Annotated in this window: 19 protein-coding genes and 2 pseudogenes; 12 read left to right on the top strand and 9 right to left on the bottom strand. The window is 68.0% G+C overall.

Annotation, left to right across the window (positions count from 1 at the left end):
• The first annotated feature begins 353 nt into the window (after nucleotides 1-353).
• The 10 genes and pseudogenes from FE811_RS14425 (at nucleotide 354) to FE811_RS14380 (ending at nucleotide 9,678) form a co-directional block, all read left to right on the top strand.
• Nucleotides 354-584 (top strand): AlpA family transcriptional regulator, encoded by a 231-nt coding sequence (locus FE811_RS14425; protein ID WP_140847956.1) that lies wholly within the window; start codon nucleotides 354-356, stop codon nucleotides 582-584.
• Between the two features lie 103 nt (nucleotides 585-687).
• Nucleotides 688-852: pseudogene (locus tag FE811_RS14420) on the top strand (JAB domain-containing protein); the annotation flags it as partial.
• A gap of 197 nt (nucleotides 853-1,049) precedes the next feature.
• Nucleotides 1,050-1,622: a ubiquinol-cytochrome c reductase iron-sulfur subunit gene (petA, locus tag FE811_RS14415; protein WP_208021296.1), complete on the top strand. Its 573-nt coding sequence runs from the start codon at nucleotides 1,050-1,052 to the stop codon at nucleotides 1,620-1,622.
• A 10-nt stretch (nucleotides 1,623-1,632) separates the two neighbouring features.
• Complete coding sequence (gene petB / locus FE811_RS14410) at nucleotides 1,633-2,955, top strand: cytochrome b (RefSeq protein ID WP_114535821.1); 1,323 nt, start codon at nucleotides 1,633-1,635, stop codon at nucleotides 2,953-2,955.
• 666 nt (nucleotides 2,956-3,621) lie between these two features.
• Nucleotides 3,622-4,335: pseudogene (locus FE811_RS14405) on the top strand (cytochrome c1); the annotation flags it as partial.
• A gap of 138 nt (nucleotides 4,336-4,473) precedes the next feature.
• Nucleotides 4,474-5,343 (top strand): ribokinase, encoded by an 870-nt coding sequence (locus FE811_RS14400; RefSeq protein WP_116222431.1) that lies wholly within the window; start codon nucleotides 4,474-4,476, stop codon nucleotides 5,341-5,343.
• Nucleotides 5,344-5,383: 40 nt separating this feature from the next.
• Nucleotides 5,384-6,187, top strand: a complete 804-nt coding sequence (locus FE811_RS14395; RefSeq protein ID WP_072461656.1) for a S49 family peptidase — start codon at nucleotides 5,384-5,386, stop codon at nucleotides 6,185-6,187.
• Nucleotides 6,188-6,290: 103 nt separating this feature from the next.
• The gene (locus tag FE811_RS14390; protein ID WP_036759049.1) at nucleotides 6,291-7,061 is read left to right on the top strand and encodes an SDR family oxidoreductase; all 771 of its coding nucleotides are present in this window, start codon (nucleotides 6,291-6,293) and stop codon (nucleotides 7,059-7,061) included.
• A 301-nt stretch (nucleotides 7,062-7,362) separates the two neighbouring features.
• Entirely contained in the window at nucleotides 7,363-9,234 is a 1,872-nt protein-coding gene (gene uvrC, locus FE811_RS14385) for an excinuclease ABC subunit UvrC (protein ID WP_116222041.1), read from the top strand.
• A gap of 12 nt (nucleotides 9,235-9,246) precedes the next feature.
• Nucleotides 9,247-9,678, top strand: a complete 432-nt coding sequence (locus tag FE811_RS14380) for a DUF4440 domain-containing protein (protein ID WP_116222040.1) — start codon at nucleotides 9,247-9,249, stop codon at nucleotides 9,676-9,678.
• Here FE811_RS14380 and FE811_RS14375 read toward each other — a convergent pair whose 3' ends face one another.
• The 5 genes from FE811_RS14375 to FE811_RS14355 form a co-directional block, all read right to left on the bottom strand.
• Nucleotides 9,679-10,305: an ABC-type transport auxiliary lipoprotein family protein gene (locus FE811_RS14375; RefSeq protein WP_116222039.1), complete on the bottom strand. Its 627-nt coding sequence runs from the start codon at nucleotides 10,303-10,305 to the stop codon at nucleotides 9,679-9,681.
• 10 nt (nucleotides 10,306-10,315) lie between these two features.
• Nucleotides 10,316-11,617, bottom strand: coding sequence for an MlaD family protein (locus FE811_RS14370; RefSeq protein WP_116222038.1), 1,302 nt, complete (start codon nucleotides 11,615-11,617; stop codon nucleotides 10,316-10,318).
• Nucleotides 11,618-11,621: 4 nt separating this feature from the next.
• A complete protein-coding gene (locus FE811_RS14365; protein WP_036759037.1) occupies nucleotides 11,622-12,398 on the bottom strand; it encodes an ABC transporter ATP-binding protein in 777 nt (258 codons plus the stop codon).
• On the bottom strand, nucleotides 12,395-13,489 hold the full coding sequence (locus tag FE811_RS14360; RefSeq protein ID WP_072461660.1) for an ABC transporter permease: 1,095 nt from the start codon (nucleotides 13,487-13,489) through the stop codon (nucleotides 12,395-12,397). Before FE811_RS14360 ends, FE811_RS14365 begins: the two co-directional genes overlap by 4 nt.
• Before the next feature lie 411 nt (nucleotides 13,490-13,900).
• On the bottom strand, nucleotides 13,901-14,818 hold the full coding sequence (locus FE811_RS14355; RefSeq protein WP_072461661.1) for a LysR family transcriptional regulator: 918 nt from the start codon (nucleotides 14,816-14,818) through the stop codon (nucleotides 13,901-13,903).
• A gap of 90 nt (nucleotides 14,819-14,908) precedes the next feature.
• On the opposite strand from FE811_RS14355, the gene metF reads away from it, so the two are divergent.
• Nucleotides 14,909-15,772, top strand: coding sequence for a methylenetetrahydrofolate reductase [NAD(P)H] (metF, locus tag FE811_RS14350; RefSeq protein WP_072461662.1), 864 nt, complete (start codon nucleotides 14,909-14,911; stop codon nucleotides 15,770-15,772).
• A gap of 24 nt (nucleotides 15,773-15,796) precedes the next feature.
• Here metF and FE811_RS14345 read toward each other — a convergent pair whose 3' ends face one another.
• Both FE811_RS14345 and FE811_RS14340 read right to left on the bottom strand, forming a co-directional pair.
• Entirely contained in the window at nucleotides 15,797-16,882 is a 1,086-nt protein-coding gene (locus FE811_RS14345; RefSeq protein ID WP_244295169.1) for a DUF2235 domain-containing protein, read from the bottom strand.
• Between the two features lie 80 nt (nucleotides 16,883-16,962).
• The gene (locus FE811_RS14340) at nucleotides 16,963-18,120 is read right to left on the bottom strand and encodes a type III PLP-dependent enzyme (protein ID WP_072461690.1); all 1,158 of its coding nucleotides are present in this window, start codon (nucleotides 18,118-18,120) and stop codon (nucleotides 16,963-16,965) included.
• A gap of 140 nt (nucleotides 18,121-18,260) precedes the next feature.
• Here FE811_RS14340 and FE811_RS14335 point away from each other — a divergent pair, with 140 nt between their 5' ends.
• Nucleotides 18,261-18,692: an Lrp/AsnC family transcriptional regulator gene (locus FE811_RS14335; RefSeq protein ID WP_024843560.1), complete on the top strand. Its 432-nt coding sequence runs from the start codon at nucleotides 18,261-18,263 to the stop codon at nucleotides 18,690-18,692.
• On the opposite strand, the gene rsmD is transcribed toward FE811_RS14335, so the two are convergent.
• Entirely contained in the window at nucleotides 18,659-19,255 is a 597-nt protein-coding gene (rsmD, locus tag FE811_RS14330; protein WP_116222036.1) for a 16S rRNA (guanine(966)-N(2))-methyltransferase RsmD, read from the bottom strand. The genes FE811_RS14335 and rsmD overlap by 34 nt on opposite strands.
• A complete protein-coding gene (locus FE811_RS14325; RefSeq protein WP_116222035.1) occupies nucleotides 19,252-20,448 on the bottom strand; it encodes an NAD(P)/FAD-dependent oxidoreductase in 1,197 nt (398 codons plus the stop codon). Before FE811_RS14325 ends, rsmD begins: the two co-directional genes overlap by 4 nt.
• Nucleotides 20,449-20,469: the final 21 nt, after the last annotated feature.

Here is a 20,469-nt window from a genome sequence, read left to right as displayed (position 1 = left end):
TCGCCGCGGTAACAATCGGCCGGTTACCATTGAAAGCGGCCCATTTGACGCGGATCTTAGGCACTTCGGCAATCATCGACACCAATGGCAAGTGAACACCGCGATTCTCAGTCTGGAGATCTCCCAACAAACGACGCCTCTGGCCCTCAGCGAACGACCCGCCGTTGTTTAGCCGGCAATATCCTGCGTCCCTACGACCACCAACTTCTGCTTTCGCCCTCTCCCAAGTGCGAGCATGTATTTCCGTGCGCAGATATGAACGCCCCGGCCAACGACTTACTGACTGTGACGGACTGAAGCAGGCAAGCCTCTGTCCTTCAGTCCTCAGTCGGCCCCAATACGAGGAGATCAAAATGACAGACGACAGGTTTCTCACACCAGACGAAGTTTCGGAGCGCTATCGTGGGACCGTCTCGCCAGGAACCCTACGGAACTGGAGGTCGATGAGGATTGGTCCTTCGTTCGTCAAGATCGGCAAAGCCGTCCTCTACCCAACGAGCGAACTTGACGCCTGGGATGAAAAGAACAAAGTGAGTTGCCGGGCCTTGGGGCGAATCGGCGTGCGGGCTGAGGACGGAGCGTGACGATCATGCTAGAGCACGATCTACATATCCCAATCAACGTCCCCTCCTATCTGAGAATTAGGATATTCTCAAATATTTTCAGCTAGGTAAAATATTTCGAGGGATGATGCACAACCACCCCTCGGGCGACCCGACGCCGTCGCAGGCCGACATCAGCATGACCGCCCGCATCGCCGCCGCGGCCGAGGTGATGGGAATCGCCGTCCACGATCACCTGATCATCGGACGCTCGCGCGAGCTGAGCTTTCGCAGCGAAGGACTGCTTTAGCGCAAACAGCCGAAAAGCCGGCGCTTCCCGCGCAACCAAAATCCCACACCTGCGTCGATTTGCGGCGCTGGCTCGCACCGGGGCCGCTGGACTGACGCGGATTTGATCGCTAGAACCGCCCGGCGAGGGCTGTGCGATAAACACGACCCGTTCCGTCGTATCGCCCCGATTACGGGGCATAAATGGAGATCAGAACCGTGTCCCACGCAGACGAACACGCAGGCGACCACGGCGCCACCCGGAGGGACTTCCTCTACTACGCGACGGCCGGTGCCGGCACCGTCGCAGCCGGAGCCGCCGCCTGGACCCTTGTCAACCAGATGAACCCCTCGGCCGATGTCCAGGCGCTCGCCTCGATCCAGGTCGATGTCAGCGGCGTCGAGACCGGCACCCAGCTGACGGTGAAATGGCTCGGCAAGCCCGTGTTCATCCGCCGCCGCACCGAGGAAGAGATCGAGGGCGGCCGCGCGGTCCAGCTGAACCAGCTGATCGACCAGAGCGCCCAGAACCCCAACAAGCCCGACGCGCCCGCCACCGACGAAAACCGCACGCTGGACGAGGCCGGCGAATGGCTGGTAATGATCGGCGTCTGCACCCATCTGGGCTGCGTGCCGATCGGCGACGGCGCCGGCGATTTCGGCGGCTGGTTCTGCCCGTGCCACGGCTCGCATTACGACCAGGCCGGACGTATCCGCAAGGGCCCCGCGCCCGAGAACATGTGGATCCCCGTTGCCGAATTCCTTGACGAAACCACCATCAAACTGGGCTGAGGAGGCGCACATGGCCGGTATTCCCCACGACCATTACGAGCCCAAGACGGGTTTCGAGCGCTGGCTGCATCGCCGCCTGCCCGTCGTCAGCCTGGTATACGACACGCTGATGATCCCCACCCCCAAGAACCTCAACTGGTGGTGGATCTGGGGCATCGTGCTGGCCTTCTGCCTGGTGCTGCAAATCGCCACAGGCATCGTGCTGGTGATGCATTACACGCCGCATGTCGACCTGGCCTTCGCATCGGTCGAGCATATCATGCGCGACGTGAACGGCGGCTACATGCTGCGCTACCTGCATGCGAACGGCGCCTCGCTGTTCTTCCTCGCCGTCTATATCCACATCTTCCGCGGCCTCTACTACGGCTCCTACAAGGCGCCGCGCGAAGTGACCTGGATCGTCGGCATGCTGATCTACCTGATGATGATGGGCACCGCCTTCATGGGCTACGTGCTGCCCTGGGGCCAGATGTCCTTCTGGGGCGCCACGGTGATCACCGGCCTCTTCGGCGCGATCCCCGGCATCGGCGAAGCGATCCAGACCTGGCTGCTGGGCGGCCCGGCGGTGGACAACCCGACGCTCAACCGCTTCTTCTCGCTGCATTACCTGCTGCCCTTCGTCATCGCGGCGCTGGTGGTGGTGCATATCTGGGCCTTCCACACCACCGGCAACAACAACCCGACCGGCGTCGAGGTCCGCCGCACCTCGAAGGAAGAGGCGAAGAAGGACACCCTGCCCTTCTGGCCCTATTTCGTGATCAAGGATCTGTTCGCGCTGGCCGTGATCCTGGTGGTGTTCTTCGCCATCGTCGGCTTCATGCCGAACTACCTGGGCCACCCCGACAACTACACCGAGGCGAACCCGCTGGTGACGCCGGCGCATATCGTGCCGGAATGGTATTTCCTGCCCTTCTACGCCATCCTGCGCGCCTTCACCGCCGACGTCTGGCTGGTGATGCTGGTCGAATGGCTGTCCTTCGGCATCATCGACGCCAAGTTCTTCGGCGTGATCGCGATGTTCGGCGCCATCCTGGTCATGGCGCTGGTGCCCTGGCTTGACACCTCGCGCGTGCGCTCGGGCCAGTATCGCCCGCTGTTCAAGTGGTGGTTCTGGCTGCTGGCGGTCGATTTCGTGGTCCTGACCTGGGTGGGCGCCATGCCGGCCGAGGGGATCTATCCCTATATCGCGCTGGCCGGGGCGGCCTATTGGTTCGCCTATTTCCTCATCATCCTGCCGCTGCTGGGCATCATCGAGAAGCCCGATCCCATGCCGCAGACCATCGAGGAAGACTTCAACGCCCATTACGGGCCCGAAACCCATCCTGCCGAGTAAGGAGAGGCAACAATGACCCTGAGAAACGCATCGCTCACGGCTGTTGCGGCCCTGACGGTTGCCCTGGCAGGCGGCGCCGTGGCGCAGGACGCAAGCACCGCGCCGGGCACGACGGCCCCCGCGGGCTCGAGCTACCAGACCAACGACACGGCCGCCCCGGCGGCCGAGCCGGCACCGGCGGCCGAAACCGCCGCGCCTGAAGCCGAAGCCGAAGCCGAAGCCACGGAAGAGGCCGCAGAGGAAGCACCCGCGGAAGAACCCGCCGCCGAGGAGCCTGCGGCGCAGGAAGCTCCGGCGGCAGCCGAGGAACCGGCCGCCGAGGCCGAGCCTGCTGCCGAGGAACCGGCGGCAACCGCAGAGGAAGCCCCGGCCGAGGCAGCCGAGGAGCCGGCTGCAGAAGAGCCTGCCGAGGCGGCGGAAGAAACCCCTGCCGAGGAACCGGCAGCCGAGGAAGCTCCGGCTGAAGGCGAAGCCGCCGAGGCCGAGCCTGCTGCCGAAGAGCCTGCGGCTGCGGAACCGGAAGCGGCCGCGGAAGAAGCCCCTGCCGAAGAGCCCGCCGCCGAGGAACCGGAAGCGGCCGCGGAGGAAGCCCCGGCCGAGGAGGCTGCCGCCGAGGAAGCCCCGGCCGAACACGCCGAGGAGGCCGCCGACAGCCATGCCGTCGCGCATATCGAGGACATCTCGTTCAGCTTCGAGGGGCCCTTCGGCACCTTCGACCAGCACCAGCTGCAGCGCGGCTTGCAGGTCTATACCGAGGTCTGCTCGGCCTGCCACGGCCTGCGCTATGTGCCGCTGCGGACGCTGGCCGACGAAGGCGGCCCGCAACTGCCCGAGGACCAGGTCCGCGCCTATGCCGCGAATTTCGACATCACCGATGCCGAGACCGGCGAGGATCGCCCGCGCGTTCCCACCGACCATTTCCCGACCGTGACCGGCGACGGCATGGGCCCGGACCTGTCGCTGATGGCCAAGGCGCGCGCCGGTTTCCACGGCCCCTATGGCACCGGCCTGTCGCAGCTGTTCAACGGCATCGGCGGCCCGGAATACATCCACGCGGTCCTGACCGGCTATGACGGCGAGGAAAAGGAAGAGGCGGGGACGGTGCTTTACCACAACGCCGCCTTCTCGGGGAACTGGATCCAGATGGCGCCGCCGCTCAGCGACGACCAGGTCACCTATGAGGACGGAACCCCGGCGACGGTCGATCAGATGGCCAGCGACGTGGCCGCCTTCCTGATGTGGACCGCAGAGCCGAAGATGATGGATCGCAAGCAGGTCGGCTTCGTCTCGGTGATCTTCCTGATCGTGCTGTCGGCCCTGCTCTACCTGACCAACAAGAAGCTGTGGCAGCCGATCAAGCATCCGCGCAAGCCGGAATGATCGCCCGCTCCTGATCCTGAAACGCGCCCCTCGGGGCGCGTTTTTCATGGCCCGGACGCGCTTTCGTCCCGGCCGATATGGACAAGCCGCCCGCGCGCCGTTCAGATGGGCCGGCGCGACACCGGCGAGGGGCGGGACATGACGATCTATAATCTCGGCTCGATCAACATCGACCATGTCTATCGCCTGCCCGCCCTGCCCCGTCCGGGCGAGACGCTGCACGCGCAATCCTATGCCCAGGGGCTGGGCGGCAAGGGGGCGAACCAGTCCGTCGCCGCCGCCCGCGCCGGCGCCGACGTCATCCACCTGGGCGCCATGGGCGCGGGCGACGACTGGGTGCCGCGGCGGCTTGCCGCAGCGGGGGTGCAGACCTCGGCCATCGCGCGGCTGCCAGGCCTCGCCACCGGCCATGCCATCATCCTGGTCGATGCGGCGGGCGAGAACTCGATCGTGCTGCATGGCGGCGCCAACCTGGCCCTGCCGGCCGAGCTGGCCCGCCCCGCCGGGCTGGGCCGGGACGACATCCTGCTGATGCAGAACGAAACCAACCTGCAGGCCGAAGCCGCCCTGCACGCCCGCCGGGCCGGGGCGCGGGTGATCTATTCCGCCGCCCCGTTCAGCATCGCCGCGCTGCGCGAGGTGCTGCCGCATGTCTCGATCCTGGCGGTGAATGAGATCGAGGCCCGCGACACCTTCGCCGCCCTTGGCGAAGACCTGCCGGTCGAGGGCCTGCTGATCACCCGCGGCGCCGAAGGGGCCGAGTTCCGCGACCTGCGCAGCGGCCAGGCCTGGCACCAGCCGGCCTTCGCGGTGCAGGCGGTGGACACGACCGGCGCCGGGGATTGCTTTACTGGCTGGTTCGCCGCCGGGCTGGCGCGGGGCGAGACCCCGCCCGATGCCCTGCGCCACGCCGCCGCAGCCGCCGCGCTGCAAGTCACCCGCAAGGGCGCGGGCGACGCCATGCCCGACCGCGCCGACGTCCTTGCCTTTCTGAAAGCGCAGCGCTGACCGCTTGCCCGCAGCCCCGCAGCCCCCTATCTGGAAACCCATGAGAATACCGTTCCTGAACCGCCCGGCCACCGTTGCCGTCCTGCGCCTGCAAGGCGCCATCGGGGTTGCCGGCCGCGGCGGCCCCGGCCTGTCCGACGCCGCCCTGGCGCCGCTGCTGGAGCGCGCCTTCAAGCGGCGCAAGCCCGCCGCCGTGGCGCTGGCCCTGAACTCGCCCGGCGGCTCGCCGGTGCAGTCCAGCCTGATCGGCGCCCGCATCCGCCGCCTTGCCGAGGAACGCGAGATTCCGGTGCATGCCTTCGTCGAGGACGTGGCCGCCTCGGGCGGCTACTGGCTGGCGACGGCGGCGGATTACATCTGGGCCGACGACAGTTCGGTGCTGGGCTCGATCGGGGTGATCTCCTCGGGCTTCGGCTTTGCCGAGCTGATCCAGCGCCACGGCATCGAGCGGCGCGTGCATACTGCCGGCCGCTCGAAGTCGATGCTGGACCCCTTCCGCCCCGAGACGCCCGAGGATGTCGCCCGGCTGAACCGCCTGCTGGGCCCGATCCACGACGCCTTCAAGCAGCAGGTGCTGGCCCGGCGCGGCAACCGCCTGCCGCAGGACAGCGACCTGTTCACCGGCGAGATCTGGACCGGCCGCGAGGCGGTCGAACTGGGGCTGGCGGACGGCATCGCCCATCTGGTGCCCAAGATGCGCGAGCTTTACGGCAAGGAGGTGCGCTTCCTGACCTATGGCCAGCGCGTGCCGCTGCTGCGCCGCTTCGGCCTTTCCGCCGATGACCTGATCGACGGGATCGAGGAACGCGCCGCCTTCGCACGCTTCGGGGCGGGGCGCGGATGATCAAGACCGTCATCCTGTGCCTGCTCATCATCATCGCGCTGGCGCTGGCCGCCGGTCCGGGGGTGCGCCGCGTGATCGCGCGGCTGCTGGGGATCGGGCGGAAATGACCGCGCTGGTGACCGGAGGCGCCCGCCGGCTGGGGCGGGCCATCACCCTGTATCTGGCCCGGCGCGGGCTGGACGTGGCGATCCATTACCAAAGCTCGGCCGCCGAGGCCGAGGCCACCGCCGCCGAGGCCCGCGCCCTGGGCGTGCGGGCCGAGGTCTTCGGCGCGGACCTGCTGGACCTGGACCAGAGCGAGGCGCTGGTCGACCGCGCCCATGCCGCGCTGGGGCCGCTGGCGCTGCTGGTGAACAATGCCTCGATCTTCGAATACGACAACATCGCCACGGCGACGCGCGACAGCTGGGACCGGCACATGGGCTCGAACCTGCGCGCGCCCTTCGTGCTGACGCAGGCCTTCGCCCGGCAGGCCCCCAGGGCCGACCGCAGCGGGGCCGAGCCGGTGGCGCGGGCGCTGGTGGTCAACATGATCGACCAGCGCGTGCTGAAGCCCACGCCCGAGTTCATGACCTATTCGCTGGCCAAGGCCGGGCTGTGGTGGCTGACGCGGACCTCGGCCCAGGCCCTGGCGCCCGAGATCCGCGTCAACGCCATCGGCCCCGGCCCGACCATGCAGGGCACCCGCCAATCCGACCGGCATTTCGCCAACCAGCGCGCCGCGACCATCCTGCAACGCGGCGCCGGGCCCGAGGATGTCTGCGCCGCCCTGGGCTACCTGATGGACGCGCCCTCGGTCACCGGACAGCTGATCTGCGTGGACGGCGGCCAGCACCTTGCCTGGCGCACTCCCGACGTGCTGGGCGTCGAATAAGGCGGAAAATCGCCTGTCCGCGGCAAGTTGTCCACTTTGCGGAAGGCGTTCACGCAATCTTCACGATTCTGCTAAGAAATTCAGTCGATTGCGGAGGAGAGAAAAAATATTCTCATAAATCAACCAGTTACAATACTGCCTAGAATTTGTGCAAAGTAACGAAACCCCAAGAAACGCTAATTGAACATGTGATACTCCCAAGCTCACCCACAGAGTTATCCACAGATTCCGTGGACAGGATTCAGCTTGAACTTTCCTGCCCGAACTTGCAGCCGAGCCCGAGAATCATTTTGTTAACAAGATGACCGATTCCACCCCAGAAACGCGCCCCTCCAAGACCGGCCATGCGCTGATCCAGGACTATCTGCGGACGCTCGACGGCTCGCCGGGGGTCTATCGCATGCTGGACCAGCAGGGGGCGGTGCTTTACGTCGGCAAGGCCCGAAACCTCCGGGCCAGGGTCTCGAACTATGCGCGCGGCACCGGGCATTCGGCACGGATCGCGCGGATGATCCGCGAGACCTGCTCGATGATGTTCCTGACCACGCGCACCGAGACCGAGGCGCTGCTCTTGGAGCAGAACCTCATCAAGCAGCTCAAGCCGCGCTACAACGTGCTCTTGCGCGACGACAAGAGCTTTCCGAACATCCTGGTCGCCAAGTCGCACCCCTTCGCCCAGATCAAGAAGCATCGCGGCGCCAAGGCGGAAAAGGGCGATTACTACGGCCCCTTCGCCAGCGCCGGGGCGGTGAACCGGACGCTGAACCAGCTGCAACGGGTGTTTTTGCTGCGGTCTTGCACCGACGCCACCTTTTCCAGCCGGACGCGGCCCTGCCTGCTTTACCAGATCAAGCGCTGCAGCGCGCCCTGCGTCGGCCGCATCGGGCTGGAGGAATACAACACCCTGGTCGCCGATGCCGAGCTGTTCCTGCAGGGCAAGACCACGCGCATCCAGGCCGACCTGGCGCGCGAGATGGCCGAAGCCGCCGAGGCGATGGAATACGAACGCGCCGCCGCGCTGCGCGACCGCATCAAGGCACTGACCGCCGTGCAATCGGTGCAGGCGATCAACCCGCGCGGCGTCCCCGAGGCCGACGTGATCGGCCTGCACATGGAGGGCGGGCAGGCCTGCGTGCAGGTCTTTTTCATCCGCGGCAACCAGAGTTGGGGCAACCGCGACTTCTACCCCAAGCTGAACGGCGTGGAATCGGCCGACGAGGTGATGCAGGCGTTCCTGGCGCAGTTCTACGACGGCAAGGTGCCGCCGCGGCTGATCCTGCTGTCGCATGGCATCGAGGATCCCGACCTGATGACCGATGCGCTGTCGGAAAAGGCCGGGCGCAAGGTCGTGCTGGGCGTGCCCCGGCGCGGCGAAAAGGCCGAGCTGGTGGAAAACGCCCTGCGCAACGCCCGCGAAAGCCTGGCGCGGCGCATGTCCGAAAGCGCCGCGCAGCAGCGGCTGCTGGAGGGGCTGGCCGAGGCGCTGGACCTGCCCGCGGTGCCGCAGCGCATCGAGGTCTATGACAACAGCCATATCCAGGGCACCAATGCCGTGGGCGGCATGGTCGTCGCCGGCCCCGAGGGCTGGATCAAGAGCCAGTATCGCAAGTTCAACATCAAGGGCACCGAGATCACGCCGGGCGACGATTTCGGCATGATGAAAGAGGTGCTGACCCGCCGCTTCTCGCGCCTGCTGAAAGAGGATCCCGACCGCCAGACCGACACCTGGCCCGATCTTTTGCTGATCGACGGCGGCGCCGGGCAGGTCTCGGCCGTGCATGAGATCATGGCCGAGATGGGGGTCGAGGACATCCCGATGGTCGGTGTCGCCAAGGGTGAGGACCGCGACCACGGCAAGGAAGAGTTCCACCGTCATGGCCAGCGCCCCTTCGCGCTGCGGATGAACGACCCGGTCTTGTATTTCATCCAGCGCCTGCGGGACGAGGCGCATCGCTGGGCCATTGGCACGCATCGCGCCAAGCGGGCCAAGGCGGTGATGGCGAACCCGCTGGACGAGGTCCCCGGCATCGGCGCGGCCCGCAAGCGCGCTCTGCTGCAGCATTTCGGCAGCGCCAAGGCGGTCAGCCGCGCCGGCCTGGCCGATCTGGTCGCGGTCGAGGGGATCAGCGAATCCATGGCGCAGAAAATCGTCGATCACTTCCACAAGGGCTGACAGGAGGAAGCCATGGAGGACAGCATCCGCGCATTCTTCGCCCGCTACGAACGGCTGTTCACGCAGGCGCTGGCCGGCGAGGCGGATATGGAGGAGGTCGCCGCGCTTTACGCGCCCGAGTTCATCGCCGCTTCTCCGGCGGGCGTCAGGGCGGGCCGGAACGACGACCAGCTAAGGCAGGCGATGGCCCAGGGCTATGCGCATTACCGCGCCATCGGCACCAAGGCGATGACGATCCGCGAGATCCGGCTTTCGCCGATGGACGCGCTGCATTGCCTGGCCCATGTCGGCTGGCGGGCCGTCTATGACCGGGGCGAGGCGCCCGATGTGACCATCGACTTCGAGGTGCATTACCTCGTGCAGATCCTCGACGGCACGCCCAGGGTATTCGGCTGGGTGACGGGCGACGAAAAGGCGCTGCTGAAGCAGCACGGCATCCTCTGATCAGCGGCAGCGCGCCGGGTTCACCCCCACCGCGTTGAGGCCCCAGTCGGTCATCTGCGCGACAAGCTGCTGGCCGGCCGCATCGAAGGCCGGGATCAGGTCGGCCGTCTTCGTCGTCGCCGCCTGGGCCGTGGCGGTGAAATGTCCGCGCGAGACGACGCGGGCGTCCATCTCGCGCACCATCTGTGCATCGACGGACAGCTTGATGACGGCCCCCTGCCCCGCGACCTCGGCGTTGAAGTCGTTGATCTCGGAGATCAGCGCGTAATCGCCCGCCGCGCCCAGCGGCGCGCGGCCGACATGGGTGAAGGCATCATAGACGGCAAAGCCGCGCACCAGCAGGGTTTGCAGCGTCACCGGCACAGTGTCGCCCCAGCGCGCATCGGGCAGGTATTGCGTCTGCAACTGGTTCGGCCGGATCATGATGCGATCGGTGTCCAGCGTGCCGCGCGCCTTGGGCGGCTCGATCACCAGCTCGGCCAGCCGGCCGCGGCCGCAGTTCCGCGGCACGTCCGAAGGCGGGCGCAGCTCGAACACGTCGCGGTCGGGCTCGCCCTCCAGCGCGCGCAAGGCGGCGCAGCCCGGCAGGGTCAGGGTCAGGACAAGCAAGGCGGCGGCAAGACGCATGGCGGACCTCTCAGCGGCGGAACTCGGGCGCGCGCGGCCCCGAGAAGATTTGCGAGGGGTTGCGCCGCAACGCCGAGACCAGCTCGTTCAGATTGCCCACCAGCCCGCGCAGATCGGCGGCCATGCGGGTGAATTGCGGCAGCCCCTCGCGGGTGAAAGCCTGCACCGGGGCGCGGGCGCTGTCCAGCATCCCGCGCAGGCTGGCAAAGGCGGTCTCGGCGCTGTCGGCGGCATTGCGCAGCCGCTCGGTGATCTCGGGCAGGTCGGCAACCACGCGGTCGATGGCCTCGTTCGCCTTGCCCAGCGTCACGCGCAGGTCGGCCACCACCGGCTCGACATTGCTGTTGATGACCCGGTCGGCGCCGTCGAAGGCCCGCTCGGCCGAAGCCAGCGTGCGGCTTCCGACCTCAAGGGCCGCGTCCAGGTTGTCGAGGCTCTGGTCCGCGCGCCCGGCCAGCCGGGTCAGATCGGATTGCAGCGTGGTGGCGGTCTGGTCCAGCCGCTGCGTCAGCGCCTTGAGGTCGCCCGCAACATAGGCGCGCACCTCGTCCAGCGTGGCGGTGCCCGAATCCAGCGCCGTGTCGACCTTGGCCGCGCTTTCGGTGAACTTGGCCAGCGCGGTGTCGGCATTGCCCAGCGTCGTCTCGGCCGCGGCGCTGAGCCCGTCCAGCCGCTCGCCGAAGGCCGAGATGTCGGATGCGGCCGAGGCGATGGAATCGGTCGCCGTGGTCACGTCGGCCAGCGCCTTGTCCAGGTTGGCGCTGGAGCGTTCCACATTGTCCAGGATGTTGCGCACCCGGTTCTGGTTCTCGTCGCCCAAAAGCCGGGTCAGCTGCTCGGCTACGGTGTTCAGCCGCGAAATCATCTCGGGGCCTTGGTCCGACAGCGTTTGCAGCGCCGAGCGGTTGGCGGCGATGACCGGGATCGAATCCGGGTCCACGTCGCGCAGCAGCGGCGAATCGGGGCGGCCCGAGGTGATCGCCACATTGGCGACGCCGGTGACGCCCTGGATCTCGATGGCGGCGCGGGAATCGGTGCGCACCGGCGTATCCTCGGCCACCTCGATGCGGACCCGGACCGCGCCGTTCACGCTTTGCGACAGCTGCATGTCCACCACCTTGCCGACGGAAAGCCCGGCGAAAAGCACCTCCGAGGATATGCCCAGGCCCGACACTTCCGGGAAATAGATGTCGTAATAAGCGAATTGCCGGTCCAGTTGCAGCTTGGCGAACCACATCAGGAACAGCAGCATCCCCAGGAAGCCGGCGATGGTGAAGGCTCCGATCAGGACGTAATTGGCCTTGGTTTCCATGGGCTTACTCCTTTGCGCGGCCGGTGGCCATGGCGGCGCGGGCGCGGGGCCCGTGGAAATATTCATGCACCCAGGGGTGATCGACCCGGAGCATTTCGGCCATGGTGCCGCTGACCAGCACCTTGTTTTCCGCCAGCACCGCGATGCGGTCGCAGCAGGCATGCAGCGTATCGAGGTCATGCGTGACCAGGAACACCGACAGGTCCAGCGCATCGCGCAGCTCGACGATCAGCCGGTCGAAGGCATCGGCGCCGATCGGGTCCAGCCCCGCCGTCGGCTCGTCCAGGAACAGGATCTCGGGGTCCAGCGCCAGCGCGCGCGCCAGCCCTGCGCGCTTTCTCATCCCGCCCGACAGGTCCGAGGGGTATTTGTCATTGGCGCTCCACGGCAGCCCGGCCATCGAGACCTTGAGTTCCGCCAGTCCACGCCGCGCCTCGGGCGCAAGCCCCGGCACGGCGCGCAGCGGCACCTCGACATTCTCGCGCACGGTCAGCGAGGAAAACAGCGCGCCGCCCTGGAACATCACGCCCCAGCGCCGCTCCAGCGCCTCGCGCGCGGGGCCGGCCAGCGCGCCCACGTCCTGGCCAAAGACCCGCACCGTGCCGGCGGTGGGGCGGTTCAGCCCGACGATGGTGCGCAGCAGCACCGATTTCCCGGTGCCCGAGCCGCCGACGACGCCCAGGATCTCGCCCTGCCGCAGGTCGAGGTCCAGCCCGTCATGCACCACATGGCGGCCGAACTGGGTGCGCAGGCCCCGGACCTCGATGATATTGCCGCTCACAGCCCCACCTCGGAGAAGAAGATCGAGAACAGCGCATCGGCGACGATCACCGCGAAGATGGCGTTGACCACGGCGCGCGAGGTCTCGGCGCCCAGCGATTCCGCGTCCTTGCCTACCTTCATCCCGGCATGGCAGCCGATGACGCCGATGATCAGCGCAAAGACCGGCGCCTTGGACAGGCCGACGATGACATGGTCCACGCTGGTATCCGCCAGCAGCCGATAGCGGAACATCGAGGGCGAGATGCCCAGCTCGATCCAGGACATCAGCGCGCCGCCGACCAGCCCGGCGATATTGGCGATCAGCCCCAGGATCGGCAGGGTGATGATCAAGGCCAGCACGCGCGGCAGGATCAGCACCATGTCCGGGTCCAGCCCCAGCGTGCGCATGGCGTCGATTTCCTCGTTCATCTTCATCGAGCCGATCGAGGCGGTCAGCGCCGAGGCGGTGCGGCCGGCGACGATGATCGCCGTCAGCAGAATGCCCAGCTCGCGCAGGATGGAAATGGCGATCAGGTCGATGACAAAGACCTCGGCCCCGAACTGGCGCAATTGCACCGCGCCCTGAAAGGCCAGCACGATGCCGATCAGGAAGGACATCAGCGCCACGATGGGCACGGCGCGCAAGCCCGTCTCCTGGCAGTGATACACCAGCGAGGTGAAACGGAAATCGCCCGGATGCCGGATGCCGCGCGCCAGGGCGGCCAGGAAGCGGCCCAGGTATTCCGCGATCTCGCGCAGGAACAGCAGCGCCGCGGCCATGCGCCGCCCGGTCTGTTCCAGCATCCGCCGCCAGCCGGCGGGGGCGGCGGTTTCGGCATCGGGCTGCGGCAGCGCCTGGCGCACGGTGTCGAGCAGCCGGGCCTGCGCCCCGGTCAGCCCGTCCAGCTGCGCGCCTTGGCGTTCGCGCCCGACCAGATACCAGGCGGCGGCGGTGTCGATGCGCGTCAGCCCCGACAGTTCCAGCCGATGCGCCGCGCCGGCCTCGGGCGGCAGCTGGCCCAGCGTCCAGACCGTGAACTCGCCCGCCAGCAGCAAGGCGCCGTCCGAAACCGCGGCGCTGAGCTTGGGATCTGCGGGAAGGCTGGCCATGACGGTCCCGTTCGCAAAGGGTGAGTGGGATTCATCCAGCGATTGCGCGGGTTTGTCAAATCCGCAGGACCGTTCCGGCCCAGGGCTGTGGCCGATCCGCCCTGGCCCAGACGACGCAGCCGCCGGAAAAGAAAAATTTAACCAAGGTTCCCAAATTGTGCATATTGACTAGAATACACGCTCTGGTTTAGTTGGGCGCATTCCGTTTTCTTCCCGCGGGCGGCGGTGCCGCACCGGGCGGGCCGGGGCGAAACGCGCTGCGGGCCGTGGGGTCCATAGGGCGTGGCCGGCCAGGAAAATCGCTTGCGGCATCGCCCGCGGCCCCTGCGGCCAGGGCCATGCCGGGGAAGGCTCCTCGGGATCCGGCTGAACGAGTGTCATTTTGACCATGATCCCGAGGACGGCCACCCCCTAGCCCTGCGCCAGGGCGCGCATCATCCTGACCGGCTCGGTCCGGGCCAGGCGCAGCACATGCGCCATATAGGGCTGTTGCAGATCCTCGGTCCGCAGTGCGGCATAAAGCCGGCGCAGCATGCCCTGGCGACCCAGCGGCAGCAGCGCCAGTTCGGGATTGCCGGCCTGGGCGCGCAGCACCCAGTCGGGCATCACCGCCACCCCGCGCCCCGAGGCGATCAGCATCAGCGCGATGGCGGTCTGCTCGACCTGGCGGACCTGGGCGGGCTCGACCCCGGCCGGGTCGAGGAATTGCGAAAACACGTCCAGCCGCGCCCGCTCCATCGGATAGGTGATCAGCGTCTCGCCCGCCAAATCGGCCGGCTCGGCATAGCCCTTGGCGGCCAGCGGATGGCTGGCGGCAACCACCATGGTCGGCGCATAATCGAAGAGCGGCTGGAAGGTGATGCCGGAAATCTCATCGGGATCGGACGAGATCACCATGTCCACCTGCCCCCGCTGCAAGGCGGGCAGCGCCTTCAGCGCCAGGCTGGAGCGGATGTCCAGATCGACCTCGGGCCAGGCACGGCGGAACTGGTCCAGCACCGGCAACAGCCAGTCGAAGCAATGGTGGCATTCCATCGCCATATGCAGCCGGCCGGCGCGGCCCAGTTCGACGGCGCGGAACTCGGCCTCGGCCGCGTCGATCAGCGGCAAGACCTGCTCGGCCGTGCGCAAGAGCCGCATCCCCGCCGCCGACAGCCGCAGGGGCTTGGTCTTGCGCAGGAACAGCTCGACCCCCGCCTGCTCTTCCAGCGCCTTGATCTGGTGCGACAACGCCGATTGCGTCAGGTTCAGCACCTCGGCGGCGCGGGCAAGGCCGCCCTGTTCATGAATGGCGCGCAGGCTGCGCAGGTGGCGAAGTTCAAGGTGCATCTTGACTGAAACTCATGACGATCTTGAGGATTATGAATTTGTCTCACGTCGCGCGGCATGTCACAAGACCTGCGACAAAAGGATGGCACCATGACGACACCCGCGATCAGCTTCGAGTTCTTCCCGCCCCGGAACCTGGACCAGTCGTTCCGGCTGTGGGAGACGGCGCGCGCGCTGGCGCCGCTGGGGCCGGATTTCGTCTCGGTCACTTATGGCGCGGGCGGCACCACCCGGCAATTGACGCATGAGGCGGTGACGGCGCTGGCCAGCCATTACGGGCTGAACGTCGCCGCGCACCTGACCTGCGTCGATGCCACGCGCGAGGAGACGCTGCAGATCGTCCAGGACTACGCCGCCGCCGGCGTGCATGAGATCGTGGCGCTGCGCGGCGACGCGCCGCAGGGGCAGGACCGCTTTACCCCCCACCCCGAGGGTTTCGCCAATTCGGTCGAGCTGATCGAGGCCATCGCCGCGCGCGGCGACATGACCATCCGCTGCGGCGCCTATCCCGAGCCGCATCCCGAAAGCCCCGACACCGCCGCCGACGTGGCCTGGCTCAAGCGCAAGGTCGATGCCGGCGCGACATCGGCGATGACGCAGTTCTTCTTTGACGCCGAGACCTATTTCCGCTTTCGCGACGCCTGCCGCGCGGCGGGGATCGAGGCGCCGATCATCCCCGGCATCCTGCCGATCCAAAGCTGGGCCGGCACCCGCCGCTTTGCCGAACGCTGCGGCACCTCGGTCCCGCAATGGGCCGAGGACGCCTTTGCCGCCGCCGGCAAGGAGGGCGAGGCGCAGCTGGCGCTGGATGTCTGCGTCAAGCTGTGCGAGCGGCTGGTCGAAGGCGGCGTGGACAAGCTGCATTTCTATACGCTGAACAAGCCCGAGCTGGTGCTGAAGGTCTGCGCCGCGCTGGGAATCGAGCCCAAGGGCGAATTTTCGCGCGTGGCCTGAACCGGCAGCGGCGCCCCCGCGGCATCAGCCATCCGGCCCCTGTCCCGCAGGCGTGGCGATTTCCGGCTGCGGCACAGTCGCCGGCCGGGCCGGCGCTTCGGGAAGCCGCGGCCTTGCCCTGACCAGCCGGCGATGCGGACGCGGCGGCGCGGCATCGGCCAGCGCCCCGGCCAGCAGCGCCGGGCCGGTATAGGGGTGCGGCACGGAAGGATGCAGCTTTTCGGACGGGTCCGCCCCGGCCAGGCGCGGCGCGCGCGCCAGGAAGGCCTTGCCCCAGTTGCGCCACGACCCGACCGAGGGCGCGGTCGCGTCGCAGTCGAAATGCCCGCGCCAGCCCTGGGGCAGCGGCAGGCCAAAGGCCTCGGCCCGCGACATCATCCAGACCAGCGGGATATTGGCCAGCGGCCGGGCATATTCCAGCCCGGACAGCTGGCCGCCCACATCCGGGTGGCAGCCGCGGAACCACATCTGCTCGATCCGGCCGGGGGCCGAGGCGCTGTCCCAGATCAGCGGCTGGAAGGCGGCCCGCGTCTCGTCCAGGGCCAGCGCCTGCACGCCATGCTCGACCTCGGCGCCCAGATGCGCGTCGTGAAAGCGAAAGCGCGGCTCGGTCAGCATCCACAGCAGCGGCAGCCGGATCCCCAGCGCCATCACCGTGTCGAAAACCCCGATCATGCGGATCGGCACGACCGGGTGGCAAAGCGCGGGGTCCAGCCGGCCGACCAGCCGGTCGCGGCCCTGGCGGTAAAGCTGCCAGGCCTGCTGCACGTTGCGGCGCGAGGCATGGGCATGGGTCAGCAGCCCCACGCGCCCGATCATGCCGGCAAGCGAGCGTGCGGCAAAGGCGCCGCGGGAATAGCCAAAGAAGAACAGCGGATTGCCCGGCCGCCATTCTCGGGCAAGCCAGGCATAGGCGTCGCAGATATGCCGTTCCAGCGCCGAGCCCATGGCCAGTTCCGGCAATGTGCGCCAGGCATCCCATTGCTGGCCGGGCGCATAATGCACCCCAAGCGGGGCCGGCAACGCCCCGCATTCGCCCGACAGCAAGGCATGGATGCGGGCGATGGACGACCTTCGCCCCTCGGTCAGCGAGGCGAAGGTGCCGTCCATCAGGACGACCTGGCATATCGGCGGGCGGGACGATTCCATGGTCCGACGCTAGCATGGAAACGCAAAGCGTCGATTAATCCCTATTCAAGCGCGTTCACGGTCAGGTGTGCCATCAGCCCGAACCCGTTGAAGCGGGTATTGGTGACGGTCGAATAGGCGCCCGCGCCGTGGAAGACGATATAGTCGCCCTCCTGGATATCGGCCGGCAGGGGCAGCTCGCCCGGCAGCCGGTCCACCGAATCGCAGGTCGGGCCGAAGATGACGCGCGGCATCGGCTCGTCCTCGCGCGCGGTGCCCTCGGGCGTCAGCACCTGCAGCCGGTCGAGGTTGCCGACGATGGGCAGTTCGAACAGCCCGCCATAGACGCCGTCGTTCAGGAAGACGTTCTGGCCGTCGCGCACCGCCTTGACGCGGGTGATCAGCGCGAAGGCATCGGCGCATAGTCCGCGCCCCGGCTCGCAGACCAGCTGCGGCGCGTCAGCGCCGAAGGCTTCGTCGGTCACGCGCCGGATCAGGCCGAAGATCGCGGTCAGGTCCGGCTCGACCCCGGTCACGCGATGCGAGGGGAAGCCGCCGCCCACGTTCAGCCGCCGCGCCCGGACGCCGGCCATGGCGCAGATCTCGGCCGCAGTGGTGATATAGCTTTCCCAGGCATGCGGATCGACGCATTGCGTGCCCGGATGGAAGGTCAGCGAGGGGATATAGCCGCGATCCGCCACCGCGCGCAGCAACTCCGCCGCCAGTTCCGGCGAGGCGCCGAACTTCGAGCCGAAGTCATAGGCCGCACCCAGCACCGGCAGCTTGAAACGGGGCGAGATCTCGCAGCCCTCGGGGGCCACGCGGGCGAAAAGCTTGTCCAGTTCCGACCGGCTGTCCACCGACCAGGACTTGATCCCGGCCTCGACGGCATGGGCGATCTCGGCCTGCGAGCGCACGGGGTTGTGGTAATGGCGCGCCGCATCGGGGGCCAGCCGGCCGATCAGGTCGATCTCATAGGGCGAGGCCACGTCGAAGCCCTTGATCCCGGCGGCGGAAAGCGTGCGGATCACCGCCTCGTCCGGGTTCGACTTGACCGCATAGGTGACGAGGCCGGGAAAGCCCTGCAGGAACCGCTGGGCGGTGGCGCGCAGGACCGAAGGGGCAAAGACCATGACCGGATTTTCCGGCGCCAGCCTGCGGATGATCTCGGCGGGATTGTTCCAGACGGTCTTGGGGCCGCGGCCCTCGGTCAGTCCCATCGGCATGTCCTTCCTGTGCGCGTGTGGGGGTGGAAACAAGTCTGCGCCCTATGGGTTCCGATTGCTGCAATGAAAAGGGTGGAAATGGGCCGCGGCTTCGTTAATATGCCGAAAGCTTCGGCAGATCGACAGGTGGGCGGGTGGACGAACTTGATCGCGGGATTCTGGCCCATCTGGCGCAGGATGCACGCATGTCCGTAGCGGTTCTGGCGCGGCGGCTCAAGGTGGCGCGCTCAACCGTGCAGGCGCGGCTGGAGCGGCTGGAAACATCGGGCGCCATCGCGGGTTACACGCTGCGGCTGGGCGATTCCGCGCGCGAGCATCGCATCCGCGCCACCTGCCTGCTGACCATCGAGCCGCGCGCCCAAGCGGCGATCCTGGCCCGGCTGCGCAGCCTGCCCGAGGTCGAGCGCATCCATACCACCAGCGGCCGCGTCGATCTTTTGCTGCAACTGGCCGCCATATCGACCAGCCAGCTTGACGATGTGCTGGACCAGATCGGCGGTTTGACCGGCGTCCGCTCCAGCGAGAGCCTGATTCACCTGTCCACCAAGCTGGATCGCGCCGCCTGATCGTGTCCCCTGCGCAACAATGTGACAATCGTGTCGCCATATTTGCGCTGGTCGATCTGCTCCAGCCCCGCGACCGGGCCGGGCGGGGCCGATTCCTCCCAGACCACCACGCCGCCCGGTGCGATCCAGCCGCCGGCCAGCGCCGATTCCAGCGCCCGCTCGCCCAGCCCCTGGCCATAGGGCGGGTCCAGGAAGACCAGCCCATAGGGCGCGCCGCGGTTCTCGCCCAGCCGGGTCGCGTCGCGGCGCCAGACATCGGTCGCGCCCATGGCGCGGGCCTTGTCGATATTGGCGCGCAAAAGCGCCCGCGCCGCCACGCCGTCATCGACGAAGGCCACGCGGGCGGCGCCGCGGGACAGCGCCTCGATCCCCAGCGCGCCGGTGCCGGCGAACAGGTCCAGCACCCGCGCGCCGGGGATCGGATTGCCATGCGTGCCGTTGATGAGCAGGTTGAAGATCGATTCGCGCACCCGGTCGGTGGTCGGGCGCAGATGCGCCGCCGGATCGCCCGCGCCGACCTCGGCCAGTTTCAGCCCGCGCAGGGTGCCGCCGACAATTCTCATGCCATCAGCGCCTTCAGCTCGGCCGCCTCGGCCACCGCCTCGGGCTCGGGCGAGCGGCCGGCCTCGATCAGCCGCTTGCCGATCATATAGGCGCGGGCATCGTTCAGCGCATCCACCGCGATCAGCCGGCCGCCCCTGAAATACCAGACCGAGCCGCCATTCGCCGCCGGCCGCGTCACCACCCGGTCGTAACCCAGGTTCAGCCCGGCGATCTGCAGTTTCGCGTCGAACTGGTCCGACCAGAACCAGGGCTTGGGCACATAGGGGGCATCGGCGCCCAGCATGTTCGCCGCCACCGCCTCGGCCATGTCGATGGCATTGCCGACGCTTTCCAGCCGCAGCCGGCCGTCCGAAGTAGGGAAACTGGCGCAATCCCCCGCCGCCCAGATCGCCGGGTCCGAGGTGCGGCCAAGCGCATCGGTGGCGATGCCGTTGTCGATGGCCAGCCCGGCGGCCTCGGCCAGCGCGGTTTCCGGCGCGATGCCGATGCCGCAGATCACCAGGTCGGCCGGCAGGCGGCGGCCGTCCGTCAGCTCGACCCCATCCGCGGCATCCGAGCCGGTGATGCGGGCGATGCCGGTGCCCTCGACGATCTCGACGCCATGGGCGCGGTGCAGGGCGCGGATCATCTCCGCGGTCTCGGGCGCGGCGACGCGGCCCAGGATGCGCGGCGCGGCCTCGACCAGCGTGACCGCCAGCCCCAGCTTGCGGGCCACGGCCGCGGCCTCCAGCCCGATATAGCCGCCGCCGATCACCACCAGACGACGCCCGGCGACCAGCGCCGGCTGGACGCCCGCGATGTCGGCCAGGTTCCTGACCACATGCACGCCCGGCAATTCGCCGCCCATCGCGGCCGGCAGGCGGCGCGGGGTCGCGCCCAGCGTCAGGGCAAGCTGGTCATAGGGATATTCGCCGCGCCCCGTCGCCACCATGCGGCGGTCGCGGTCGATGCGCGTGGCGCGCGCGCCCAGGTGCAGGGCAATGCCCTGTTCCTGCCACCAGTCCGGGGCGCGCAGCGTCAGCCGGTCCAGCCCCATCTCGCCCAAAAGGTAGGCCTTGGACAGCGGCGGGCGCTGATAGGGCGGCGCGGGCTCGTCGCCGATGACCACGATGCCGCCCCGATGCCCCAGCCCGCGCAGCTTCGCCGCCAGAGAGGCCGCCGCCTGCCCCGCGCCAAGGATCACGATGTTCATTCTTCGCCCTCGCTGGTTTGC

Origin of the sequence: Paracoccus sp. FO-3 (assembly GCF_006386455.1) — a bacterium.
Classification (GTDB): domain Bacteria; phylum Pseudomonadota; class Alphaproteobacteria; order Rhodobacterales; family Rhodobacteraceae; genus Paracoccus; species Paracoccus versutus.
This window is presented reverse-complemented; position numbering and strand designations above follow the sequence as displayed.

Excerpts from the sequence above, each read along its gene's own strand:
- FE811_RS14425 (WP_140847956.1), top strand. The coding sequence starts at position 354 with ATGACAGACGACAGGTTTCTCACACCAGACGAAGTTTCGGAGCGCTAT.
- petB (WP_114535821.1), top strand. The coding sequence starts at position 1,633 with ATGGCCGGTATTCCCCACGACCATTACGAGCCCAAGACGGGTTTCGAG.
- FE811_RS14400 (WP_116222431.1), top strand. The coding sequence starts at position 4,474 with ATGACGATCTATAATCTCGGCTCGATCAACATCGACCATGTCTATCGC.
- FE811_RS14395 (WP_072461656.1), top strand. The coding sequence starts at position 5,384 with ATGAGAATACCGTTCCTGAACCGCCCGGCCACCGTTGCCGTCCTGCGC.
- FE811_RS14390 (WP_036759049.1), top strand. The coding sequence starts at position 6,291 with ATGACCGCGCTGGTGACCGGAGGCGCCCGCCGGCTGGGGCGGGCCATC.
- uvrC (WP_116222041.1), top strand. The coding sequence starts at position 7,363 with ATGACCGATTCCACCCCAGAAACGCGCCCCTCCAAGACCGGCCATGCG.
- FE811_RS14380 (WP_116222040.1), top strand. The coding sequence starts at position 9,247 with ATGGAGGACAGCATCCGCGCATTCTTCGCCCGCTACGAACGGCTGTTC.
- FE811_RS14375 (WP_116222039.1), bottom strand. The coding sequence starts at position 10,305 with ATGCGTCTTGCCGCCGCCTTGCTTGTCCTGACCCTGACCCTGCCGGGC.
- FE811_RS14370 (WP_116222038.1), bottom strand. The coding sequence starts at position 11,617 with ATGGAAACCAAGGCCAATTACGTCCTGATCGGAGCCTTCACCATCGCC.
- FE811_RS14360 (WP_072461660.1), bottom strand. The coding sequence starts at position 13,489 with ATGGCCAGCCTTCCCGCAGATCCCAAGCTCAGCGCCGCGGTTTCGGAC.
- FE811_RS14355 (WP_072461661.1), bottom strand. The coding sequence starts at position 14,818 with ATGCACCTTGAACTTCGCCACCTGCGCAGCCTGCGCGCCATTCATGAA.
- metF (WP_072461662.1), top strand. The coding sequence starts at position 14,909 with ATGACGACACCCGCGATCAGCTTCGAGTTCTTCCCGCCCCGGAACCTG.
- FE811_RS14345 (WP_244295169.1), bottom strand. The coding sequence starts at position 16,882 with ATGGACGGCACCTTCGCCTCGCTGACCGAGGGGCGAAGGTCGTCCATC.
- FE811_RS14340 (WP_072461690.1), bottom strand. The coding sequence starts at position 18,120 with ATGGGACTGACCGAGGGCCGCGGCCCCAAGACCGTCTGGAACAATCCC.
- rsmD (WP_116222036.1), bottom strand. The coding sequence starts at position 19,255 with ATGAGAATTGTCGGCGGCACCCTGCGCGGGCTGAAACTGGCCGAGGTC.
- FE811_RS14325 (WP_116222035.1), bottom strand. The coding sequence starts at position 20,448 with ATGAACATCGTGATCCTTGGCGCGGGGCAGGCGGCGGCCTCTCTGGCG.